The sequence below is a fragment of the Mesorhizobium sp. M8A.F.Ca.ET.021.01.1.1 genome (genome assembly GCF_003998025.1).
In the GTDB taxonomy this organism is placed as follows: domain Bacteria; phylum Pseudomonadota; class Alphaproteobacteria; order Rhizobiales; family Rhizobiaceae; genus Mesorhizobium.
This window is the reverse complement of record NZ_RZSJ01000279.1, coordinates 1-7,608: the sequence shown is the minus strand read 5'-3', so window position 1 is coordinate 7,608 and position 7,608 is coordinate 1. Positions and strand designations below refer to the sequence as shown.

The window sequence follows — 7,608 nt, the reverse complement described above, 5'->3', positions numbered from 1 at the left end:
CTATTCCCCTACTCCCCTACTCCCCTACTCCCCTACTCCCCCGTCCTGCGGCGATGAAGGCAAGGTTCGTCAAAGCATTGACCGGCTCGGACCAAAGTCCACGGCCGGTTCGCACGCAATAGAGATCGATGGGGGTGAGGAGAACCTGCCACGAGGAATGATGCCGCCGCCGAATCGAACCACGCCTTGAAATGCAGTGGCTTCTCCTATTACGGCCTTACCTCACGGTTGCGGCGGTAAAATTTCACCGCAACGTGACTTCCCGTTGACTTGCCGTTCTGCCACATATTTCGGCAAAGCAGAACAAAGCCGGCATCACCGGCGGGAATTGGAATGGTCATGGCCTCGCGACGATCATTGTGGCTGGCAGCCTTCGCGCTGGCCTTCCCGGCTTTTGCCGGCGCTGGCCATGCCGGCGAGACCGAGAGGGCCCAGGCAGACAAGCCCCAGCTGGAGAAGCCGCTCGGCGTGGTTGAGCTTTTCACCAGCCAGGGCTGCAGTTCCTGTCCGCCGGCCGATGCCTTCTTCGCCGAACTTGCTGTCCAGGAAGACCTCGTCGCGCTCTCCTATCACGTCGACTATTGGGACTATCTCGGCTGGCGGGACACGCTGAGCCACAAAGAGAATACCGAGCGCCAGAACGACTATATGCGCGCCTTCGGCAGCCGCTCCGTGTACACGCCGCAAGCGGTCATCAATGGCCGTGTCCACGTCAACGGCGCCAACCGCGGCGAAGTCGACGGCGCGCTTGCCCGCATGGCGCGGGGCGGCGAAGGCATGCGCGTCGCTATCAAGGTCAGCCGGACCAGCGACCGCGTGATCATAGACGCCGGCGATGCCGGGGCGGGCCCCAGCGACGCCCATGTCGTCATCGTCTATTTCGAGCCTCCGCAGACGGTCAAGATCGCCGAGGGTGAGAACTCCGGCCGCAAGATGACCTACTGGAACGCGGTGACCGGGATCCAGACCGCCGGCATGTGGCACGGCAAGGCGCAGCGCTACGAATTGCCGCTGAGCGAGATCACCAAGAAGGGCGGTTGCGCCGTGCTTCTGCAGTCGGTCGGCAAGGATGGCCTGCCAGGTCCCATCCTGGGTGCGGCTTTCATCCACAAGCCCGGATCCGAGACCTCTCTCGATCGAAAACTGTAACGTCACGCGGTTCGGCGCGGTTCCAGACGGAAACCGCTGCACATCGTCAGTGCCCGGTCAGGCGATCGGCAAAGGCCGCAAGGCGTGAGGTCCGGCCCAGGCCGTTTGCTTCACGCCGGTCGGCGATGCGATAAAGCTGGTACATGGTGTGCACACCGAGCCAGCGCAGCGGTTCCGGCTCCCATTTCTTGACCGTACGGTCGACCCAGGGCAGCCGGGTCAACTCGGTGTCGTGGCCGAGCACTAGGTCGCGCAAGGTGCGGCCCGACAGGTTGGAGCTCGACACACCGAGCCCGACATAGCCGCCGGCCCAGCCAATGCCGCTTTCCCTATCGAAACCCGAAGTCGTGCACCAGTCGCGCGGCACGCCGAGCGTGCCGCACCAGGCATGGTCGAGACGCGCGCCCTTGGTCTGCGGCAACAGCCTGGTCAGCACCTCGTGCAGCTGGTCGATGGTCGCCTGCTGGGTCCGGCCCCGCACATCGGTGCGTGAACCGAAGCGGTAGGGCACGCCGCGGCCACCCATGGCGATGCGGCCTTCGCGCGTGCGCTGCGCGTAGCAATAGGTGTGGGCGGCATCGCCCAGCACCTCGTAGCCGTTCCAGCCGATCGCGTCCCAGAGCTTCTGCGGCAGCTTCTCCGTCACCACGATGGCGCTGTTGAGCGGCAGCCAGAGACGCTCATAGCCGGGAATGCCCGCCGTGAAGCCTTCGGTGGCGCGGACGATCTTCTGCGCCCGCACGATGCCCCTGGTGGTGGCGACCTTGCCCTTCTCGATCGCCAGCACTTGCGTCTGCTCGTAGATCGGCACGCCGAGCCGCACGACCGCCGCCGCCAGACCCTGGACCAGCTTGGCCGGCTGCACGCGCGCGACGTTGCGCACGACGAAAGCACCCAGCACCTTGTCGATGGCGATGCGCTGGCGCGCCTCCCGCGCGTCGAGGAAGGCCAGCCGCTCCGGCGGCATCTCCCAGCTCAGCAGCTCCTCGTATTCGGCCCTGGCGCGCTGCAATTGCGCGGCGTTGGTGGCGACGGTGATGTTGTCGACACGGCGGATATCGGCGTCGATGCCCTCGGCTTCCGTCACCGCGATCACCTCGTCGACCGTGCCGAACATGGCGCGCTGCATGTCGATCACGGCGCCACGCGACGAGGTTTTTGCGTATTTCTCGCGCGACCAGCTGAAGCCGCCCGACAGCCAGCCGCCATTGCGGCCCGAAGCGCCGAAGCCGGCGAACTCCTTCTCGACGATGGCGATGCGCAGCGCGGGCTGCGCCTTCTTCAGATAGTAGGCGGTCCACAAGCCGGTGTAGCCGGCGCCGACGATACAGACATCGGCCTCGATGTCGCCGGGCAAGGATGGCCGATAGGCCGGCACGCCGCCGATATCGGCATACCAGAACGACACGTCGCCATTGTGCTTGGCTTGCATTTTTGAAATCCGTTCCGAAATCAGGTGAGCGTCAGGTCGGCCTGTCGTCATCGGCGAGCAGCTTCACGTCGCTGCCGGCGAACAGCACATCGACCTCGTCGCCGATGGCAAAACTGTCTGCTTCCAGCGTCGAGCGCACGATCGCTTTCGACCCGTCGGCCAGATCGACCTCGTATTTGGAGCCCGAACCGAGGTAGATCGCTTCGCCGATGCGCCCCGTGAGCCGGTTGCGGCCGTCACCGGCAACGCCGCGACGGGCGAGCGCCAGCTTTTCCATTGCAGAACTCGCTTTTGTTTTCATTCACCCGGATGCGAGCGGTTTCCGGGCCTGTATTGATCGAGTTCGAACGCGCCGGCGGTCGGCGGGGCGATGATCCACAGCACCTCCGCCGGCGTATCGCCGACATTGACCGTGCGATGCGGCACCGAGGTCGCGTATTCGACGCTGTCGCCTTCGTGCATGACGTGGCGCTCATCGGCGAGTGTCAGTTCAACGGTGCCCTTGAGCACCATGAACATTTCGTGCTCGCCGCTATGGACATAGGTCTCGTCGCCGGTCGAGCCGCCCACCTCGAAATGGCCGGCATAGACCTCGAACTGGTGGATCGGCCGCCGCGACAGGAGCATCTTGCGGCCGTACCTGCCGACCGGGACGACCGGCCGTTCCTCACGCCGCAGCACCTTGTGCAAGGGGCGGGCATTGTCCTCGAACAGATCGTTGATGCCAAGGTCTAGAGCGCCGGCGATCTTGAGCAGCGTGCCGGTGTTGGCGCCGCACAGATTGCGCTCGAGCTGGCTGATGAAGCTCGCCGTCGTGCCGGTCATGTCGGCGAGCTGCCGCAGCGAGACGCGCCGTGCCGTGCGCAACGCCTTGATGCGAGGGCCGACGCCGCCGGCCTCCGGCGCGGCCGCTACACCATCCAACTGTTTTGCCGTGGAGTCCGATGCGCGTGGCATTGCTGTCTCCGTTCCACTTAACACCCTATTAAGTGAGACGGCAGATGGCAAGCAGGGTCGGCGGAATTGAGTCGCGATTTGAGGGCTGGCCGCTTCGAGCCTGCGCCGGCTTCCCACGCTCGCCACGATCCGGGTTAAAAAAAGGTCCAAAAACGAAAAAACCGACGTCAGCTTGCTTCTGACGCCGGTCATTTAGGTTTTGGGATCGTCGCACCTGGTTTTTCCGAGGAAAAGACCGAGGTTGGTTCGATCCGACGCAGACCCGTGGGCGGGGGGCTTGGGGTTTACGAGCCGGTGCCGGACCGAACCGTCTCAGGCAACGCCGGTAAATTCGTCGGACATTGGGGCATGAGCGCGGATAAAAAAAGGCGGAAATGTGGCGAAGCATCACCAATTCCAACATGCGTTTCACAAACGTGACTGGACGCGACGGAAACAGCGCACCGCCGCCTCCGCTTCGCCGGCTCTTGCAATTGCGGTGCGAAGGGGCCAACTTTGGTTGGCAAAGATTCATTTCGAGGGATCGAGGCATGACTGATGACGGCGGCGGGATGGGGGATGGAGACGCATCCGCAATATTGATCCCGCTACACGAGGCGCGACGTGAACGCCTCGACCAGCCGGTCCGCTTCGACCGGCGTGAACTGGATCTGATCCTGAGGCTCTACGGACGCATGGTCGCCGCCAATGAATGGCGCGACTACGCCATCGATCATCTCACCGACCGCGCCGTCTTTTCCGTCTTTCGCCGCGCCAGCGAAGTGCCGCTGTTCCAGATCGTCAAGGATCCGAAACTGGCACGCAAACAGGGCGCCTTCGCCGTCATCGCGGCGGGCGGCCGTATCCTCAAACGCGGCCAGGAGCTTGGCCGCGTGCTTGGCGTCTTCGATCCGAAGCTGAAGGTGGTCGAGGCGTGAAGGGGAACTGAGGAATTGAAGAAATGAGGAATTGGAGAAAAGAGCGCTAAGCGCCTGACATTTCTCCAGTTCTTCAATTCCTCAATTCTTCAATTCCCATTCTTCTCATTTCCCTCCGAGCCTGAACCTCCGCTCCGGCAGCGAATCCGGATCGGGCGCGACCAATGCCCCGCCGTTCAGCGATAGCTGCATGAACACCGTGTCCAACCAGCGCCCATGCTTATAGCCGGAGCCTTCGAGGCGGCCGGAATGGCGAAAGCCGAGCTTCTCGTGCAACCTGACCGAGGCGCTGTCGGCGCGGCCGTCGCCGATCACCGCGACGATCTGGCGAAAGCCCGCCGCCTCGACCGCGGCGACCAGGCTTTGCATCAGCTTGAGACCGACGCCCTGGCCCTTGGCGTCAGGCGCGACATAGACCGAATCCTCGACGATGAAGCGATAGGCCGGGCGCGGCCGGAAGGGGCCGGCATAGGCATAGCCGAGCACGGCGCCGTCCTTCTCCGCCACCAGATAGGGAAAGCCGCCGGCCGCGAGCATGGCGAATCGCGTCCCCATCTCGGCACGGCTGGGCGGCTCCAGTTCATAGTTCGCCGTGCCGTTGGCGACCGCGTCGGCATAGATTTCGGTGATGCTGTCGAGGTCGGCCGGGGTCGCCGGCCTGATCACGATGTTGCTCATTCTTTATGCAAACCTCTTTTGTGCCTTCAACAACAGCAGAGGCCCGCACAAAAGAAAAGGGCGGCCATTGGGCCGCCCTTGCGAAAGTTGATGGTCCAATACCCTTAGCGGCGGTCGCCCATGAACTGGAGCAGGAACATGAACAGGTTGATGAAGTCGAGGTAGAGCGACAGCGCGCCCATGATCGCCTTGCGGCCGGCGACATCGGAAGCGTCACCCTCGAAATACATCTCCTTGATCTTCTGCGTGTCGTAGGCGGTGAGGCCGGCGAACACCAGCACGCCGATCGCCGAGACGGCGAAGGTGAGCGCCGACGACTGCAGGAAGATGTTGATCACCGAGGCGATGATGATGCCGAACACGCCCATGATCAGGAACGAGCCCATCGCCGACAGGTCGCGCTTGGTGGTGTAGCCGAACAGCGACAGCGCCCCGAAAGCGGCGGCGGTGGCGAAGAAGGTCTGCGAGATGCTTGCCGAAGTGTATACCAGGAAGATCGACGACAGCGACAGGCCGACCAGGCCGGCATAGACCCAGAAGGTCGTCTGCGCGGCGGCGACGCTCATCGACCGGATCCTGAACGACAGGAAGAACACGGCGGCCAGCGGGGCCAGCATGACAACCCAGCGCAGCGGCGAACCGAAGATCGCGTAGCCGAACGAGGTCAGCATCTCGCCGCTCGGCAGCGTCGCGACGGCCGAGGCCGGGTCGGTGGTGGTGGCCAGCATGATCGTGCCGATGGCGGCAAGGCCGGTGATGAGCAGACCGAGCCCCATCAGATTGTAGACCTTGATCATATACGCGCGCAGACCCTGGTCGATGTCGGCACGGACGCCGGGCACCGCCGACGTCTGATAATTGCGAATGGGATCAGCCATTGGAAATCCTCTGTTGCTTCTGCCCCGTCCGGTGTCGGGCCTCTTGCGGACCCAGGCGCCGCTGGCGGGGCTCCAGCATGCCTGCGCGGAATATGATGGTTCTTGGCGTCAAGAACAAGTCCGTAACCTGTTGTAACGGTTCGTGACAGGCTAAAATGCCGCTTCGCCGGCCGTTTCGGACGGTATTCTTACCAAGATTTAACCCGGGGCAGGCCGCGCCGGACCGGCGAATCAGAGGTTGCGCAGCACGGGCGCCGCCTTGTGGCCGAGCACCCGCCAGGTGCCGGCAAGGCCGATGCCGACCGTGATCACCAGCGAAAAGGCGATTGTGGCGACCGCGACCTCCGGCATGAAATGCGACGGCAAGGCCATGATGCGCGCGACGATGTACCAGGCGGCTGCACCGCCGGCGGCGAGCGCGAAGATCGCGGTGGCGAGCCCGATCAGCATGTATTCCAGCGAGAAGGCCGATATCAGCGTCGTGCGCGTCGCGCCGAGCGTTTTCAGCACCACTGCGTCGTGGATGCGCGCCCGGTTGCCGGCGGCAAGCGCGCCGGCAAGCACCAGAACCGAGGCGATCAGCGCCACGCCGGCCGCCGCCCGGATCGCCGTGCCGAGCTGGCCGACCAGCCGGTTGACGATGTCGAGCGCGTCCTTGACCCGCACCGTCGTCACGGCCGGAAAAGCGCGGGTGACGGCGTTGAGGACGCGCGCGTCATCGGCCGTCGACGCGCTCTTTTCTGTGAGCGTCGCTATCCAGCCATGTGGGGCGCCCGCGAATGTGTTGGGCGAAAACACCATGACGAAGTTGATGCCCATCGTCTCCCATTCGACCTGGCGGAAATTGGCGATCCGGGCCGTGACGTTGCGGCCAAGCACATTGACGGTGACGGTGTCGCCGAGCTTCAGCCCGATTTCCTTGCCTTCCTTGTCGGAAAACGAAACCAGCGGCTCGCCGGCATAATTGTCCGGCCACCATTTGCCCTCGGTCAGCGTCGTGTTTTCCGGCTGCCTGGCGTCATAGGTCAAGCCGCGATCGCCCTTCAGCACCCAGGCGCCCTCGGCCGGCACCTTGACCTTGTCGACATCGACGCCGTTGAGCGCCATCACCCGGCCACGCAGCATCGGCACCCTGGCCAGCGCTCCCCGCGGCGCCTCCTTTGCGATCAGCGCGGAGAAGGCATCGACCTCGCTGCCCTGGATGTCGACGAAGAAGAAGTTGGGCGCCCGCGCCGGCAGGTTGCCGGAGATCTGGCGCCTGAGATTCCCGTCGATCAGCGCCAGCGTCACCAGGAGTGTCAGTCCAAGCCCCAGCGACAGCACCACGGACGGCGTCAGCGCACCGGGCCGGTGGATGTTGCCGATGGCGAGCCTGAGCGCGACAAAGCGCACGCGCGGGCTCTTCCTGGCCGCCCATTGCACCAGCGCGCCGACGAGACGCAGCACCAGGAAAGCAAAGAGCGTGGCGCCGACGAAGATCGAGGCGATGCGCTGGTCGCCCGAAAACAGGATCGCCAGCGCCGCCAGGAAAAGCGCAATGCCGAGCGCGCAGACGACATAGACGGCGCGCGGCAGGCCACGGCCTTCCAGCCCCATC

Annotated in this window: 8 protein-coding genes; 2 read left to right on the top strand and 6 right to left on the bottom strand. The window is 64.3% G+C overall.

Translation table 11 applies throughout. The features are described from left to right. Positions 1-333 precede the first annotated feature (333 nt). Positions 334-1,149 (top strand): thioredoxin family protein, encoded by an 816-nt coding sequence (locus tag EOA36_RS20685; RefSeq protein WP_127279203.1) that lies wholly within the window; start codon positions 334-336, stop codon positions 1,147-1,149. Positions 1,150-1,195: 46 nt separating this feature from the next. On the opposite strand, the gene EOA36_RS20680 is transcribed toward EOA36_RS20685, so the two are convergent. From EOA36_RS20680 to EOA36_RS20670, 3 genes are read right to left on the bottom strand one after another with little or no spacing between them, the layout of a single operon-like run. Further along, positions 1,196-2,581, bottom strand: coding sequence for an FAD-binding oxidoreductase (locus EOA36_RS20680; RefSeq protein ID WP_127279202.1), 1,386 nt, complete (start codon positions 2,579-2,581; stop codon positions 1,196-1,198). A gap of 31 nt (positions 2,582-2,612) precedes the next feature. Continuing rightward, positions 2,613-2,858 (bottom strand): TOBE domain-containing protein, encoded by a 246-nt coding sequence (locus EOA36_RS20675; RefSeq protein ID WP_245464419.1) that lies wholly within the window; start codon positions 2,856-2,858, stop codon positions 2,613-2,615. A gap of 20 nt (positions 2,859-2,878) precedes the next feature. Continuing rightward, positions 2,879-3,538 carry an XRE family transcriptional regulator gene (locus tag EOA36_RS20670; protein WP_127279200.1) on the bottom strand — a complete coding sequence of 220 codons (660 nt, stop codon included), beginning with the start codon at positions 3,536-3,538 and terminating at the stop codon, positions 2,879-2,881. A gap of 530 nt (positions 3,539-4,068) precedes the next feature. Here EOA36_RS20670 and EOA36_RS20665 point away from each other — a divergent pair. Beyond that, entirely contained in the window at positions 4,069-4,455 is a 387-nt protein-coding gene (locus EOA36_RS20665) for a DUF2794 domain-containing protein (protein ID WP_127279199.1), read from the top strand. 105 nt (positions 4,456-4,560) lie between these two features. On the opposite strand, the gene EOA36_RS20660 is transcribed toward EOA36_RS20665, so the two are convergent. The 3 genes from EOA36_RS20660 to EOA36_RS20650 all read right to left on the bottom strand — a co-directional run. Continuing rightward, the gene (locus tag EOA36_RS20660; protein WP_127279198.1) at positions 4,561-5,133 is read right to left on the bottom strand and encodes a GNAT family N-acetyltransferase; all 573 of its coding nucleotides are present in this window, start codon (positions 5,131-5,133) and stop codon (positions 4,561-4,563) included. A gap of 104 nt (positions 5,134-5,237) precedes the next feature. Further along, positions 5,238-6,011 carry a Bax inhibitor-1/YccA family protein gene (locus tag EOA36_RS20655; protein WP_127279197.1) on the bottom strand — a complete coding sequence of 258 codons (774 nt, stop codon included), beginning with the start codon at positions 6,009-6,011 and terminating at the stop codon, positions 5,238-5,240. Positions 6,012-6,242: 231 nt separating this feature from the next. Next, positions 6,243-7,608: FtsX-like permease family protein (locus EOA36_RS20650; protein WP_127279196.1), on the bottom strand; the 1,366-nt coding region annotated here is incomplete at its 5' end.

Excerpts from the sequence above, each read along its gene's own strand:
- EOA36_RS20680 (WP_127279202.1), bottom strand. The coding sequence starts at position 2,581 with ATGCAAGCCAAGCACAATGGCGACGTGTCGTTCTGGTATGCCGATATC.
- EOA36_RS20685 (WP_127279203.1), top strand. The coding sequence starts at position 334 with ATGGTCATGGCCTCGCGACGATCATTGTGGCTGGCAGCCTTCGCGCTG.
- EOA36_RS20665 (WP_127279199.1), top strand. The coding sequence starts at position 4,069 with ATGACTGATGACGGCGGCGGGATGGGGGATGGAGACGCATCCGCAATA.
- EOA36_RS20655 (WP_127279197.1), bottom strand. The coding sequence starts at position 6,011 with ATGGCTGATCCCATTCGCAATTATCAGACGTCGGCGGTGCCCGGCGTC.
- EOA36_RS20660 (WP_127279198.1), bottom strand. The coding sequence starts at position 5,133 with ATGAGCAACATCGTGATCAGGCCGGCGACCCCGGCCGACCTCGACAGC.
- EOA36_RS20675 (WP_245464419.1), bottom strand. The coding sequence starts at position 2,858 with ATGGAAAAGCTGGCGCTCGCCCGTCGCGGCGTTGCCGGTGACGGCCGC.
- EOA36_RS20670 (WP_127279200.1), bottom strand. The coding sequence starts at position 3,538 with ATGCCACGCGCATCGGACTCCACGGCAAAACAGTTGGATGGTGTAGCG.